Annotated in this window: 22 protein-coding genes; 14 read left to right on the top strand and 8 right to left on the bottom strand. The window is 67.4% G+C overall.

Annotated features, from left to right (window positions below; all coding sequences use genetic code 11):
• Positions 1–119: 119 nt before the first annotated feature.
• The 3 genes from VF992_00950 (at position 120) to VF992_00940 (ending at position 1,801) form a co-directional block, all read left to right on the top strand.
• Complete coding sequence (locus VF992_00950) at positions 120–1,139, top strand: NADP-dependent oxidoreductase (protein ID HEX9339731.1); 1,020 nt, start codon at positions 120–122, stop codon at positions 1,137–1,139.
• Between the two features lie 159 nt (positions 1,140–1,298).
• Positions 1,299–1,610 carry a ribbon-helix-helix protein, CopG family gene (locus tag VF992_00945; protein HEX9339730.1) on the top strand — a complete coding sequence of 104 codons (312 nt, stop codon included), beginning with the start codon at positions 1,299–1,301 and terminating at the stop codon, positions 1,608–1,610.
• The gene (locus VF992_00940; GenBank protein ID HEX9339729.1) at positions 1,607–1,801 is read left to right on the top strand and encodes a hypothetical protein; all 195 of its coding nucleotides are present in this window, start codon (positions 1,607–1,609) and stop codon (positions 1,799–1,801) included. Before VF992_00945 ends, VF992_00940 begins: the two co-directional genes overlap by 4 nt.
• Before the next feature lie 117 nt (positions 1,802–1,918).
• Here the strand turns inward: VF992_00940 and VF992_00935 are convergent, their stop codons facing one another.
• A complete protein-coding gene (locus tag VF992_00935) occupies positions 1,919–2,278 on the bottom strand; it encodes a retroviral-like aspartic protease family protein (GenBank protein HEX9339728.1) in 360 nt (119 codons plus the stop codon).
• A 112-nt stretch (positions 2,279–2,390) separates the two neighbouring features.
• Complete coding sequence (locus VF992_00930; protein ID HEX9339727.1) at positions 2,391–2,750, bottom strand: retroviral-like aspartic protease family protein; 360 nt, start codon at positions 2,748–2,750, stop codon at positions 2,391–2,393.
• 249 nt (positions 2,751–2,999) lie between these two features.
• On the opposite strand from VF992_00930, the gene VF992_00925 reads away from it, so the two are divergent.
• On the top strand, positions 3,000–3,281 hold the full coding sequence (locus VF992_00925) for a hypothetical protein (GenBank protein HEX9339726.1): 282 nt from the start codon (positions 3,000–3,002) through the stop codon (positions 3,279–3,281).
• Between the two features lie 28 nt (positions 3,282–3,309).
• On the opposite strand, the gene VF992_00920 is transcribed toward VF992_00925, so the two are convergent.
• Both VF992_00920 and VF992_00915 read right to left on the bottom strand, forming a co-directional pair.
• Positions 3,310–3,705, bottom strand: coding sequence for a putative toxin-antitoxin system toxin component, PIN family (locus VF992_00920; protein ID HEX9339725.1), 396 nt, complete (start codon positions 3,703–3,705; stop codon positions 3,310–3,312).
• A 13-nt stretch (positions 3,706–3,718) separates the two neighbouring features.
• Positions 3,719–3,976, bottom strand: a complete 258-nt coding sequence (locus tag VF992_00915) for an AbrB/MazE/SpoVT family DNA-binding domain-containing protein (protein ID HEX9339724.1) — start codon at positions 3,974–3,976, stop codon at positions 3,719–3,721.
• 247 nt (positions 3,977–4,223) lie between these two features.
• Here VF992_00915 and VF992_00910 point away from each other — a divergent pair, with 247 nt between their 5' ends.
• The 3 genes from VF992_00910 to VF992_00900 all read left to right on the top strand — a co-directional run bounded on the left by VF992_00910 (position 4,224) and on the right by VF992_00900 (position 5,934).
• Positions 4,224–4,454 (top strand): antitoxin VapB family protein, encoded by a 231-nt coding sequence (locus tag VF992_00910; protein ID HEX9339723.1) that lies wholly within the window; start codon positions 4,224–4,226, stop codon positions 4,452–4,454.
• The gene (locus tag VF992_00905) at positions 4,451–4,843 is read left to right on the top strand and encodes a PIN domain-containing protein (GenBank protein HEX9339722.1); all 393 of its coding nucleotides are present in this window, start codon (positions 4,451–4,453) and stop codon (positions 4,841–4,843) included. The genes VF992_00910 and VF992_00905 overlap by 4 nt, the downstream gene beginning before the upstream one ends.
• Positions 4,844–5,328: 485 nt before the next feature.
• Positions 5,329–5,934 (top strand): nucleotidyltransferase domain-containing protein, encoded by a 606-nt coding sequence (locus tag VF992_00900; protein HEX9339721.1) that lies wholly within the window; start codon positions 5,329–5,331, stop codon positions 5,932–5,934.
• A 210-nt stretch (positions 5,935–6,144) separates the two neighbouring features.
• Here the strand turns inward: VF992_00900 and VF992_00895 are convergent, their stop codons facing one another.
• A complete protein-coding gene (locus tag VF992_00895; protein ID HEX9339720.1) occupies positions 6,145–6,660 on the bottom strand; it encodes a PIN domain-containing protein in 516 nt (171 codons plus the stop codon).
• Positions 6,657–6,899, bottom strand: a complete 243-nt coding sequence (locus VF992_00890; GenBank protein HEX9339719.1) for a hypothetical protein — start codon at positions 6,897–6,899, stop codon at positions 6,657–6,659. Before VF992_00890 ends, VF992_00895 begins: the two co-directional genes overlap by 4 nt.
• 372 nt (positions 6,900–7,271) lie before the next feature.
• Here VF992_00890 and VF992_00885 point away from each other — a divergent pair, with 372 nt between their 5' ends.
• The 5 genes from VF992_00885 (at position 7,272) to VF992_00865 (ending at position 11,125) form a co-directional block, all read left to right on the top strand.
• Positions 7,272–7,859, top strand: a complete 588-nt coding sequence (locus tag VF992_00885) for a nucleotidyltransferase domain-containing protein (protein ID HEX9339718.1) — start codon at positions 7,272–7,274, stop codon at positions 7,857–7,859.
• A complete protein-coding gene (locus VF992_00880) occupies positions 7,844–8,239 on the top strand; it encodes a HEPN domain-containing protein (protein ID HEX9339717.1) in 396 nt (131 codons plus the stop codon). The genes VF992_00885 and VF992_00880 overlap by 16 nt, the downstream gene beginning before the upstream one ends.
• Before the next feature lie 171 nt (positions 8,240–8,410).
• Positions 8,411–8,689 carry a hypothetical protein gene (locus VF992_00875; GenBank protein ID HEX9339716.1) on the top strand — a complete coding sequence of 93 codons (279 nt, stop codon included), beginning with the start codon at positions 8,411–8,413 and terminating at the stop codon, positions 8,687–8,689.
• Between the two features lie 848 nt (positions 8,690–9,537).
• On the top strand, positions 9,538–10,341 hold the full coding sequence (locus VF992_00870) for a type IV toxin-antitoxin system AbiEi family antitoxin (protein ID HEX9339715.1): 804 nt from the start codon (positions 9,538–9,540) through the stop codon (positions 10,339–10,341).
• A gap of 1 nt (position 10,342) precedes the next feature.
• Positions 10,343–11,125 (top strand): nucleotidyl transferase AbiEii/AbiGii toxin family protein, encoded by a 783-nt coding sequence (locus VF992_00865; protein ID HEX9339714.1) that lies wholly within the window; start codon positions 10,343–10,345, stop codon positions 11,123–11,125.
• Positions 11,126–11,226: 101 nt separating this feature from the next.
• Here the strand turns inward: VF992_00865 and VF992_00860 are convergent, their stop codons facing one another.
• Positions 11,227–11,631 carry a HEPN domain-containing protein gene (locus VF992_00860; protein HEX9339713.1) on the bottom strand — a complete coding sequence of 135 codons (405 nt, stop codon included), beginning with the start codon at positions 11,629–11,631 and terminating at the stop codon, positions 11,227–11,229.
• The gene (locus tag VF992_00855) at positions 11,628–12,227 is read right to left on the bottom strand and encodes a nucleotidyltransferase domain-containing protein (protein ID HEX9339712.1); all 600 of its coding nucleotides are present in this window, start codon (positions 12,225–12,227) and stop codon (positions 11,628–11,630) included. Before VF992_00855 ends, VF992_00860 begins: the two co-directional genes overlap by 4 nt.
• Positions 12,228–12,393: 166 nt before the next feature.
• Here VF992_00855 and VF992_00850 point away from each other — a divergent pair, with 166 nt between their 5' ends.
• Together VF992_00850 and VF992_00845 are read left to right on the top strand one after the other, a co-directional pair.
• Positions 12,394–12,639, top strand: coding sequence for an AbrB/MazE/SpoVT family DNA-binding domain-containing protein (locus tag VF992_00850; protein HEX9339711.1), 246 nt, complete (start codon positions 12,394–12,396; stop codon positions 12,637–12,639).
• Positions 12,640–12,651: 12 nt separating this feature from the next.
• Complete coding sequence (locus VF992_00845; protein ID HEX9339710.1) at positions 12,652–13,008, top strand: type II toxin-antitoxin system PemK/MazF family toxin; 357 nt, start codon at positions 12,652–12,654, stop codon at positions 13,006–13,008.

Raw genomic sequence — 13,008 nt, 5'->3', positions numbered from 1 at the left:
CCCGATTCGCGCGAGACCGCGGCGACGAAAACGGGGCCCGGGGCAACCTTATATCGCGATTCGAGTTCCCGCCCAAGGCCGGAGGATCGAGCCGGCTCGAACGCAGGGGAGGGAAGACCGTGACGAAGCGAAGGGGCGCCAGCGCGGGACGACCGGACGTGCCGGCGATGATGAAGGCTGCGGCGAACGACCGATATGGTCCGCCATCCGAGCTCACGCCGCATCGACTCCCCGTCCCCGAGCCAGGCCCGCGGGAGGTCCTCATCGCTCTCCATTCGGCCGGCGTCGGCAGTTGGGACGCCCTCGTGGTCGACGGGTCCTGGCGGCCGTGGGGGCAGAAGGCCCGGTTCCCGATCGTGCCGGGCACCGATGGCGCGGGCATCGTCGTCGCGACGGGCGCCCGCGTGCGGAAGGTCCGAATCGGCGATCGGGTGTGGGCGTGCCACTATTCGAACCCGAAGGGCGGATTCTACGCGGAGTACATCGCCGTGGAGGCGGATAGCGTCGGGCGGGTGCCGGCGCACCTGACGTTGCTGGAGGCAGGCGCCGCCCCGACGACGGGCTTGACCGCCCTCCAAGGAATCGATGACACGTTGCGGCTGCATCGAGGCGAGACCGTGCTCATCTTCGGGGCGTCCGGGGGCGTGGGCTCCCTCGCCGTGCAGTTCGCGAAGCGTCGCGGTGCGCGCGTGCTCGGGACGGCCTCCACGTCGGAGTCCGCCGCGCTCGTCCGACGGCTTGGCGCGGACGAGGCGATCGACGCCCGCGCATCGGACCTGGTCGGCCGCTTGAAGTCGGCGGTGCCCGACGGGATCGACGCGATCTTGGCCCTGGCCGGCGGGGAATCGCTCGAGCGATGCATCGACTTCCTTCGGCCGGGTGGTCGTGTTGGGTACCCAAACGGAGTCGAGCCGGAGCCGCGCCGACGACCGGGCCTTCGAGTCCTCGCGTACGATGGCGAATACGGGCCGACGGAGTTCGCGGCGCTCGCGCGCGCGACGGGCGAGGCCCGGCTCCAGGTCCCGCTCGCGGCGGTCTACCCGCTCGACCAGGCCGCCGCGGCCCACACTCGGGTCGTGCAGGGTCGCCTGCTCGGCCGGATCGCCCTCCGGATTCGCGAGGAACCTGCGGCCGAGTGAAACGCCCAAACCTTGGACGCTGCCCTCGCCTACGTCGCGTGGCTGCATGGGTGCTTCACGGCTCGAATCTCACGGAGGCCGGGACCCGGAGGGCGCTTGGTTACATGTACACCACATCGAGGGGAAAGGAATAAAGTATACCATGCTATACCAGGGATCGTGCCGAACGTGGACACGATCTCAGCCAAGTTGGCGCCGAAGGAGGTCGAGCAGATTGAGAAACTGGTTCGGGCGGGGCACTACCTCAACGTCTCCGATTTCGTACGAGCTGCGGTCCGGGACAAGCTCTCGGAGATTCGCCTCATCGTCGAACGACCCACCGACCTGAAAGAGGCCAAGAAGGAGATCCTTCGGTATCTCCGGGACAACGAGGAGGCGTATCCGAGCGACATCGCCGCGGAGCGGGGCCTCGACTTGGCCGTGACCATGCGCGCGACTCGCGAGCTCGTGGAGGAGGGGCGCATCAAATGATCGGGACCGAGCCGGGAGACGGCCTTCGAGGCGAGCGCCTCGTATGTCGAGGCCGCAGGATGCGCGGACCGTGGCTCGTCGCCGGGACCGGGTCCTACCGGACGATCCGTCTCGTGCTCGAAGGGTTGCCCGCGGAGGCGTGGGTCGAAAAGCCCATGCGCCTCACACGAGGTCGTGGAGGGACCTCATAGGCATTTCTACCGGTCGGTGAACAGGGAAGAGTCCGCCAAGATCATCGGATCCCGCGCTGGACGCGTTTCTTGACCTCGACCGCGTCCGCGGAAGCCGCGCCGCTCGCCGGATGACGCTCACAGGAGGTATTGCGTCGTGGGCCGGAGCGCCTTCGCGACCGGGTCCACTTCCATCCCGAGCTCCTCGAGGGCGGTCGCGCCGAGGAGCGCCACATCGTCGGGCTCGCCGATGACGACAACGCTCGCCGCCTCGAGGCCGTCGTACGCGAACCCCGCTCGGCCCAGCCGTCGGGACATCTGCCGGCCGCTCGCGAGGGTGAACGTGCGTTCGTGCGTCGCCTGGATCCCGAGGTCGTCTGCGACCTTCCCCGGGATCACGGAATACGTGGCGCCGGTGTCCACGACCATCTCCAGCTCCCGGGAATCTTGCTCGTCTCGGAGGCTGAAAATTCGGACGCGGACGCGCAAGAGCCCCATCGATCTCGATCCAAACGATGGAGCGGGACGCTCTTAGAGTTTGTGCGCGGAGAAGCGAATCGCCGCTTCCATGGAGGAACGGCGGAGACACCGTGCCGCCGACATGCCCTTTTCAGAGCAGATACTGGGTTGCGGGCCGCAACGTCTTCGCGACGGGGTCGACCTCGACGCCCAGGCCCTCGAGGGCGAACGCGCCGAGGAGGGGGACGTCCTCGGCCTCGCCGAAGACGATCCGGGTGTGGGTCTTGCGCCCGTCGTAGGCGAGCCCCGCCCAGCCCACCTTGCGAGGCCGGCGGGTCCCGTCCGCGAGCGTGAAGGTGATCTCCTCGGACCGCCGAATCCCCAAGCGTTCCGCTACTGGAGACGGGATGACCGGATAGGTGGCGCCGGTGTCCACGACGAGGTCCATTTCCTCGCTGCGACGCTCGTCTTCAAGACTGTAGACGGCCACGCGAATCCGGAAGAGCCCCATCGAACGGATGCTAGGGAAGGCGCCCATAATATACCTTCTTCCCGGCTTGGCGAATCGGGGCGGAAGGGCGGGGCTTGGTCCTCTTCGACATCCGCTCCTTTCGCGAGCGTGATCCGTTTCTCCGAAGGCGCCCAGAGCCCGCGGGCGATGCGAATCGAAGGATTCGCCGACCGCCCGATCGCGGACCCAGGGCGCAGAAGGCGCGTGGGCAAGCAAAACCTTCTTGGGGGGATGGCAAGATTACCGGGCGTGGCGCGGGGAGGGTTCGCGGCGTTCGTTGGACTGGGCCCGAGGAATCTGTTCGCGTTCTTTCTCTTCATCGTGAGCGTGCTCTCCCTCTTGATGGCGATCCTCGTGCTCGTCGCGTATCAGGGCGTCCGGGTCGAGTTCCTGAGCCGTCTCTGGATGTCGTGGCCGTCGGACGAAGCGAAAACCATCGGCGGGCTCGCCGTGTTCTTCGCCTTCCTTGCGGGACGGGCGCTTTCCGTCCGCAAGGCGCGTCGGGCCGCACGCGGGACGGCACGGGCGTAGGCCGTCGGTCGTCCGTGTGCGAAGACGCTTACGGCCGCAAGCCGAGTTCGACGAGCGCTTCCCGGACGGAGAGAGTCCGAAGGATCGTCCCCCCGGATTCTCGCAACTCCTTGTCTCCCGTCACGAGCGTGGCCCCCGCCGCCAAGGCCGTGCCCACGATCGGCGCGTCCCCGGAGTCGCGCAGCCCTTTCACCGGCCGCGGGGCAACCAAGCGCGCGCCCCGGGCAAGGAGGGCCACATATTCGCTTCGGAGTCGCGCAGGGATCCTCCGAGCGAGTCGGGGTTCGGTCCTCAGCACCTCGTCGAGCTCGGCGAGAATCGCGTCGCTCACGACGAGCTCTGCAGTGGCCAGGACCCTGGCGAGGAGACGTCGGGAGTGGCCCGGGCCCAGGATTGCGCTGACGAGGACGTTCGTGTCGAGCAGGTAGGCGATCCGATCACCGACCGCGTCGCACGCGGCGGACGATCCGCACGACCTCCCCCTCGGGGAGACGCAACCCGCGGAGCTTTCGATCGAACTCGGCCATCAGCCCATCGAACTCTTCCTTGAGCGCCTCCTTTCGCGCGGGGGAGAGGACGATCCTACCGCCGACGTCCGCGGCGACCAGGGAGTCGCCGGGCCGGAGGCCCAGCCTGTCGCGGATCTCCTTCGGGATGACGACCTGACCGTTCCGGCTCACCTTGGTCGTGGTCACGGTCATGCGTTGTGCAACGCGGTCGGCGTATAAGGCATCTTGTAGTCTACAATCTTACTGTGATTCCTGCCGCGAAACCAAGGAACCGGACGACGCTCACAGGAGGTATTGCGGTGGGAAATCGCCGGCGACCCAAGAAGGCCTCGTTCGGTCGCCCATCAGTAGCTCTCCGCGCGGTTGAGAGGATTGGGTCTCGACCCTTGGATGCATAAGGTCTATATACACAGAGTCTATAGACACACACTCTATGGGTGCCCGGACGATTTCCCTCTCCGAGGACGCGTACCAGGCGCTCGCGGCGTCGAAACGACCCGGTGAATCGTTCAGCGATGTCGTCCGGCGCCTCGCGCGCCGCCGGTCCTTGACGGACTTGGCCGGCGTCGTGGACCGAAAGGCGGCCGACGCGATCGCCGAGGCCATCGAGGCGAACCGCCGGGACCGGTTGGCCCGTCGCCGCAAGGAGCTCGGCCTGTCGTGATCGCCGACACGACCCTCCTCGTGGACTTGCTGCGAAGGAGGGAGGCGGCCCAGCGGGAGGTGCGTCGTCTCGAATCCGAAGGCGTCCTCCTCTGGGTTCCGACCCCCGCCGTGTTCGAGCTTTGGGAAGGCGTGGAGCGGGCCGACCGTCCGGAGGAGGAGGCGCGCAGGATCGACACTGTGCTCGGGGGCTACACCGTGCTGGCGTTCGAGCGCCCCCACGCCGCGCGGGCCGGCCGGCTTTCGGGAGCGCTCCTTCGCCGCGGGACGACCCTGGACCCCGTAGACGCCCAGATTGGAGGGATGGCGCTCGAGGAACGACTCCCGGTGCTGACGCGGAACGCGAAGCACTTCGAACGGGTCCCTGGTCTTGAGGTCGCGACGTACTGAGCCCCGTGGCTCCCTCCTCATCGGCTATGCGAGCCGCTCGATGCCGCGGATCTTGTCGAAGTCGTGGTCGAAGGAGGCGATCGTCTGTGCGCCCTGCTCCTGCCCATGCGGCGCTCAATCTCCCGGCCGCATCACGAGAGCGTGGAGATGAAGCGCCGCTCGCACATCGAAGTGATTGCGGTGCGGGTGGCATCGACTTATGGGCCCGTCGACCCCATTCACAGCCCCTTGGAGAAGATCTATCTATTTTGTAACGATTATTACGTTAGACGCCCTGAACGTCACAAAGAGAATTCGACTCGGTCCCCATGAGACCCCCCTGTTGCTGGAGCTCGAGGCCCGAGAGTCGGACCTCTTCACGACCGACGACGCTCGGAAAATCCTTGGCGTGTAGTCACCTCGGAATCTGGTCGATGCCCTGTTGCCCGAATTCAGCCACCCGAACCGAAGGTTAATTATCCATGAATGGATAACGCTATCCACGGATGAATAACAGCGTCTCGCCCCGCGGTCCGCCTTCTGCAGACGCTCCCGAGGTGGCGGGCCTGCTTCGTCATCGGAGCCTCCTCGAGCGCCTCCTGCGCACCCCGGGAAGGGAGTTCACGGTCCGCGAACTTTCCATGGAGAGCGGAGTTCCTTACGCCACGACCTGGCGGACGGTGAACGGTCTGCGGGCCCTGGGAGCGCTCCGCGAGAGGCGTGTGGGTGCGGCTCGCGTCGTCTCCCTGAACACCACGTCTCCTCTGCTGCCCGAGCTGAAGCGCATCGTCTCGCTCCGGTTACGGCCTCACCGAGGCGCCGCGCTCCTCTTTGCCCGTCGGGCTTCCCGCTTGCGCGAGGTCCGTCGGATCATCCTCTTCGGCAGCGCCTTGCGGGGGACCTCGGGTCCCGGGAGCGATGTTGACGTCGCGGTCGTCTTGGACCGGCGAACGGACCGGACCATGGACCGGCTCCTCCGGATGGCGGCGGAGGTGCAGGATGAAGCGGGCCTGCGGTTGGTGCCGATCGCCGTCAGCCCCGGTGAGCTCGGAGGAGACTCGCGACTCGCCCGGATCCTCCGTGCGGGAGAGGTGCTCTATGACCGACCTTGAGGAGGCCGAAGCCTGGCCGGCCAGCGCGCGTTATGTCCAGTGTCCGGCGTGACTCCGGGGGAGTAGGGGCCTCTCATGGGCGACGCGTCGGGGTTCGTTCGGAAAATCGAACGAACAGAACCGCTTCCTCAATCCTGGCCCGGCTAGTAGGATCGAGACATCGTACCCCTGGCTCCCCGTTGCGTCCGTCGGGCACCCGGGTCCTCGCGACTAACGGCGTTCGCGGGACTTGCCCCCGGCGGGACCCCGACGTCCCTCCTCGGGCCGCAGGAGCTGGGCCGCCCGCTGGGTCGCAAACCCCCGGGCCACGGGCCGAGCGATGCGACGGAAGGCCTCGCTGCGTGCGAGTCGAAGCAAGCCTCGATCCTCGGTGAGGAACACGTCGGATTCCGCCGCGGCGGTCGCGAGGAGGACGCAGTCGAGGAAATCCGGATGGAGCGACCTCAGGTCCGCGGCGGCGACGAGGAGGTCCTCCCTCTCCACGGGCACCACGTCAAGCTCCCGGTCCGCGGCGATCGCCCGTAGGCCGCGCACGAGGCGGCGTCGGTCGAGCCTCCGTTCCGCGACGAGCTTCCCGCCCTTCGCGGCGACCTCGAGCACGGAGACCGCGGAGGCCACGGTCCGATGGCCCGCCTCCCGGACCCGCAGGACCGCATCCCGGGCCACGCCGGACACCGCGACGCCAATCGCGGGGAGCAGGTATGTCGTGTCGAGCAGGGCTTTCATCGCTCCACTTCCTGCGACAGCTTGGACCGCACGGCGCGGACCTCGGCGGGGGCGACGACGACATCGGGCGGTTCGCTCAGTACCTCGCGCAGGGTGGGGAGTGGTTCAACGATGAGGCGACCTTCCTCGGCGCGGTACCGCACGTCGGCCCTGGGTCGGAGGCCGACCTCGTCCCGGAGTTTCTTCGGCGGGAACAGCTCGCCCTTGGCGCCGACCTTCCCTCGAGCCGCATGGGCCATGGGGATCCCATGGCATCAGACGTACTTAGGCCTTTCCACCCATCTGAGCATTACCGGATAAAGATGCCATCCTCCGGTGGACGCGGATTTCTCCAGGGTCCGGTCCAGGGAGAGCCGCCGCTTCCGCGGCCGCGCGGTCGCCGCATGCTCCTCCGTTCGCGGTCAATCGAGCCCGCGGTAGCCCTGCGAGCGGTGCACGATCTCCGTGACGCGGACCCCTTCCGCGAGGACGAAGTAAGATGGACGACGACCGGGCCACGGAGGGCGATGCCGATACCGGCGGATGGGGAGGCACCTCGTTTGTCCTGGATTCGAAAAATCGTACATGCAATCGAAAAATCGATATATCACTCCCGCCTTCATGGCGGACGCGTGTTCGAAGGCATCCTGGGGTCGCGAACCAAGGTGAGGATCCTCCGGGTCCTCTGCGCCCATCCCGCTCGGGAGTTCTCGACCCGCGAGATTGGTCTGCATCTCGGCCAGTCCCTCGGATCCGTTCACCCCGCGCTCGGGCAGCTCCTCGCGACTCGCATCGTCCTCACGCGCCGAGTCGGTCGCTCGCGTCTCGTTCGCATCAATCGTTCCCATCCGCAGTTCAAGGCGTTGGCGTCACTGTTCCGGAGCGAGACGTCGGCCCTCGTCGACGTCGCCCGCGAGTTCGCCTCCGCGTTGCCCCGGCAGGGAGTCGACGCCGCGATCCTCTTCGGATCCGTTGCGCGGGGCGAGCCGAGCGCCCGGAGCGATGTCGATGTCCTCGTCGTCGTGGGCGAGCGCCGCCAGGTTGCCGAGGTACGGAAGGCCGCAGCGTCGATGCTGGACCGGTCCGACGCGAACGTGTCGCCCTTGGTCCTGACGCGGGGCGAGGTGGCTCGGCGCCTCGGGGCGTTCGATCCCCTGCTCGAGACGATCGCGTCCGAGGGGCGGCTCCTTCGGGGGAAGGCGACGTGGCTCGCACGGTAGGGCGGGACGCGACCGCGAGGTTCCTCCGCCAGGCGCTGGAATTCCTGGAGTCCGCGCGGAAGAACTTCGAGGAGAAGCGGTACAATGCCGCAGGATTCGACGCGGTCCAATCTCTCATCAACGCGAACGACGCCCTCACCGCCCGCTTCCTCGGGGCGGTGGCCTCCATGGACCATCGAGAGGCGGTGCGGCTGCATGCGGACGTCGTCCGCCTCCTCGGCGGGGCCTCTCAACGGGACCTTCTGAAACGCGATTTGGATCAACGATCGGTTTTTGGCTATCTAGGCATATCCGCTTCCAAGGCCCAGGCGGAACGCGTGCTCCGAGACGCGGCGCGATTCTTGGAATGGGTTCGAAGGAAAATCGGACCGGACGGGTGAAGTAGAGCCGCTCCCCCGATCCTTCCCCGGCTCGGCGACGCGCACGCACAGTGGAGCTCCCGGTACGCGCTCGAGACGTCGCCGTCCTTGAAGAGGAGGAACGGGATTTTCCTGTGCTTCGCGGACCTCAGGTACAGGTTGATATACTACATGAACTCATACCCACTGCCGATGCGAGCGCCGCCCATGCCTCCCAGGTTGGAACACAAGGGGCCGACCCTCGACACCTTGCACATGGTTGAGTCCGTGCTCCGCAAGTTCGACGAACCGCTGAGCCTCAACCGAATCAAGGGGCTCCTGCCGCGGAAGATGATGCACGCCACACTCCGGGAGGCCATTGACCACTACAAGCGCCTCGGCTGCGTCACCGAAGGCTCGAAAGGCGTCATGTGGACGCTCAACGTCGAGCCCGCGTTCTGGAAGGTTGTGGAGACGTGGGAGGCTCGGTGACCTGGCTCGTTTCTCGGCAAGCGAGGTCCGGCTCGGACCTCGCGCAAGAGCCGCGGAGGCGGAGCTTCGGCCCAAACAGCGAAAGAAGCTCGAATGGTGGGTCTTGCGCCTGAAGCAAGACGCATTTGCCGGAGACCAGATTTCGAAGGATGAATTCCCGCGCGACTCGCAGCGCGGAGCGGCCTCCCTTCTCCTTTGACCAACGCATGGCGATTCGAGCTGCCCCTTGCCTACCGCGGAGTCTACACGGTTCAGTCCGCAGCGGGGGTTGGCACGGTGGTCCTGATCTTGGAGATCCTGTCCCACAGGGACTACGATCGATTGTTCGGATATCGGTAGGCGGCAGGAGCACGGCGCTGCCCCACTTGGGCGGATTCGAATACCCGCGCCTACCGCGAGAACGCCGGGGGATGTAGGCTAGAGGGCTTGCCTGCAACGTCACGCGCACGTACAGGTGGAGCTCCCGAAACGCGCTCGAGAGATCGCCGTCCTTGAAGAGGAGGAATTGGACCTTCCGCAGGCCGACATCGTTGATCCGGAAGGTGTAGGGCTGGGTCCCGTTCCGGCCGTCGGCCAGGGTGACGTTGAATGTGGACCAGGTCGTGCGGCTACCTCGGCCGTTTCGTTGTATCCGCGAGGTGGCGTTGTAAACGGGGCCGCCCGTCGACGATGTCCTCCGCGTCCATCGGGTGCTCCCGGGCCCATCAAGAGAGTGTGGAGATGAAGTGCCCTCGCGCATCGAGGGGATCGCGACACACGGTGGCGCTGACTCACGGACCCGAGCGCCCCTATTTACAGCCCTCGGGAGAAGATTTATCTATTTTGTAACGATTATTACGTTAGACGCCATGACCGTCACAAAGGGAATTCGACTCGGTCCCCATGAGACCCGCCTGTTGCTGGAGCTCGAGGCCCGGGAGTCGGACTTCTTCACGACCGACGAGGCTCGGAAAGCTCTTGGCCTGCGCGATGTCGCGCCTGTTCTCCACCGCCTGCGTCGGAAGGGCCGGCTCGCGGAAGTCCGGAAGGGGCGCTACCTCCTCGTCCCCGCCCGGGCGGGTCCCGAGGGCGGTTGGTCTGCGAGCGTCTACCGGGTCATCGACGCGGTCGTGGACCGCGACTACTACGTCGGGTTCTGGTCCGCGATGAATTACTGGGGCATGACGGAGCAGGTCCCGCGGACGGTCCATGTGGTCAGCTCCCGGAGGCACCGCCCCTTCGAGTTCCAGGGGCAGCGCGTGCGGTTCGTGACCCTCCGAGCCGCGAGGATTTTCGGCGCGACCGAGGAGCCGCTCGGGAAAGGCACCTTCCGGATCTCGGACCGGGAGAGGACCCTCGTCGACGGCCTTCTCGAGCCCCGCTACTCCGGTGGGATCCCCGAGGTGGCGAAAGCCCTCTGGTCCGCGCGCCACGACGTGAGCTGGAACCGCGTGGAGGCGTACGCGGGACGGCTCGGCGTCGACGCGGTCCCCCGGCGGCTGGGGTATCTCCGGAGCGTCCTCCGCATGGACGTCCGGCCCCGGCGGAGGGCCTTCACCGGCTTCCGGTGGCTCGACCCCTCTGCCCCCCGCCGGAGTCTGGGCGTCTCGAAGGAGTGGGGGCTGCTCCTCAACGTCGCCCGGGAAGACCTGCTGGCCTGGAGGCGGGTCTAGCGTGGACCCGACGGACCTGCGCCGTCTCGCAGGGAGGACGGGCACCGCGCTCGGGACCATGGAGAAGGATCAGGTCCTCACCCTCGTCCTCGGGGTCCTCGCGCGGGAACCGTGCGCGCGCGACCTCGCGTTCAAGGGCGGTACGGCGCTGTCCAAGATGTACTTCGAGGGCTACCGGTTCTCCGAGGACCTCGACTTCACCGCGGCGCGCGACGTCTCGGACGATGTCTCGGACGCCGCACCCCGCCTCTTGGAAGCCGGGCGGCGCGCGGGGGTGCGCCTCGTGCGGGTCGAGCGCGTGCCGGGCGGGAGGAGCGGGCGCACCTTGAAGATCCGGTACGAGGACATGAACCTCCACCCGAACCACGTCCTCGTGCAGTTGAGCCTGCGGGAGAAGATCCTCCTCCCGGCGGAGCCTCGGCCGATCCACGATCCGTACCGCGTCGTCCCGCGGGACGCGCGGATGCCGACGATGGACCTGCGTGAGATCGCGGCGGAGAAGATCCGCTCCCTCTTCATGCGCAGCCAGGCCCGGGACCTGTACGACCTGTGGTTCCTCCTGCGGGAGGGCGTCGCCGTGGACTCGGAGGTCGTCGAGGCGAAGCTAGGCTGGTGGAAGGACGGGATGGCCTTCCGGCCGGACGAACTCAGGCCCCGGATCGATCGCATCGGCGCCACGTGGCGGCGAGACCTCGAGCCGCTGCTCGGACAGGTCCCGCCCTTCGAAGCCGTGGCGGACACAGTGCGCGCACGCTTGCGGACGGTCCGTGCGGGTCGGGCCTGAGGGCCCTCGGCGGAGCCTCGGAGGCGGCCCGCGGGCGGCGATCCCGGAGACGGCGCCACGGGTGGGGGCGAGAGGGGCGTCGGGGCGCACCCTCCGCCCGGCTAGGTCACGCGGGGGAGCTGAGTCCGTGCCCAGGCGACGATGCGCTCGGCCGTGCGGACGGCGTCTTCGGCCTCCCGAGCCGTGACGAGCTCATCGGTGTATTCCGCCTTCGTTTTGAGCCCGAGGATCCGCATGAGCTGGCGCGCTCGCGGCTCGACCTCCGAGCGAGGCAGTCCCAACGTTTGGAGAAGATGCACGGCATCCTCGTGCCTCTGCGGGGCGCTCCTCTTTCCGGCATGGAACACCGTGACGGCATCCACGGCCGCGATCGCGGCGTGCGCAGCATTCGATGCGGCCGCCTGGTGATGGTGGCGGGAGAGGCTCCCGTGTGCAGAGTCCATGAACTCCGTGGCCCGATCCAAGAAGACCTTGAACCGGTCCCTCGCGACGGACCGGGTCCTCACCGTCTCCCTTTCCTCGCGTACAAGGGGATCCCCTCCCGACGCAAGCCCTCGCCCAGGCTCGAGGACCGCGCCTTGCGGAACTCCTCCGGGTCCAGGACCAGAGGCGAGAGAGGCCGTCCGACCAAGCGGCGGGTCTCCTCCGCGAGGTCGGCCAGAGCGTCGAACACCGCCTTCGGGGTCCGCGACACGACCAGGAGGTCCACGTCGCTGTCCGGTCCCATCTCGCCCCGCGCCGCGCTGCCGAAGAGGGCGGCGTACTCGACGTTCTCCCGGGCGCACCACCGCTGCACGGCCCTCCGGAACCGCGCGCCCCGCTCCTCCTCCCGCCCGAAGAGCTCCCGCGCCGCCTGGAAGAGGGCGGAGCCCGGGTTGGCCCGGACGGCGTACGCGCGACCGATGCGCCGCCTCCGCACGACGTCGTAGGCCTCCAAGTCATCGAGGGCCTTGCCGACGCCCACGTCGCTCGCACCGGCCTCCCCGGCGAGCTCCCGCGTGGTGAACTCCCGGGTCGGGTAGCGGGAGAGGACGCGAAGGGTCCGGATCTTCAGGGTCGAACCGAGCAGCGCCTCCGTCCCCGTGCGAGGATGTGCGAACATTAGTTAGCATATGCGTCGAGAGATTAATATATCTTCCGAGGGCTTTGAGGAAGATGGCTGCTAGGACCTCGACGCCAGCGGATGCCTGCCGGGTGCCGCGTGTCGACGAGAACATGCCTTCGCACCCCCCGCAAGGTTTATGAGGTAAGACTGGACTTACTCGCTCGTGCACGTCGTGAAGATGTCCAGCAAAGGCCAGGTCGTGATCCCGAAGGAGGTCCGCGAGCGTCACCGCTTGGGCCGGGACGCGGATCTCGTGCTCCTCGAGGCCGGAGAGGCGCTCATCCTGCGCAAGAAGAAGGACGTCGAGGGGATCCTGAAGGACGAGTTCGTTCCGCTCCTCCGTGCCTCGGAACGGGCCCTGAAGGATCTGTGGGACAACCCCGAGGACGATGTCTGGAACGACGCGTGAGGCGGAAGGCCCATGCGGCTCCTCGCGGGGTCGTTGGTCACGGTCTCGTTCCCCTTCACGGACCTGTCCGCGGTGAAGCGCCGCCCGGCCCTCGTGCTGGTCGTGCATCGCGAGGACGTGGTTCTCTGCGGGGTCACGTCGAAGCTCTCCCGGGGCGCCGACACGGTCCGGCTCGAGGACCGCGGGATGGTCGAGGGGCGCCTCCCGAAGCCGAGCGAGATTCGGCCGCTGAAGCTGTTCACGATCCATCGCGCCCTGATCCACTCCGTCGTGGGCCGAGTTTCCGAGAGGACGCGGGACGAAACGGTCCGTCTGCTCGTATCCGCCTTGCGGTCGGGGAAAGCCCGGAGGGGTTCCCAACGAGGGTAG

This window comes from Thermoplasmata archaeon, assembly GCA_036395115.1.
Classification (GTDB): Archaea; Thermoplasmatota; Thermoplasmata; order RBG-16-68-12; family RBG-16-68-12; genus RBG-16-68-12.
This window is presented reverse-complemented; position numbering and strand designations above follow the sequence as displayed.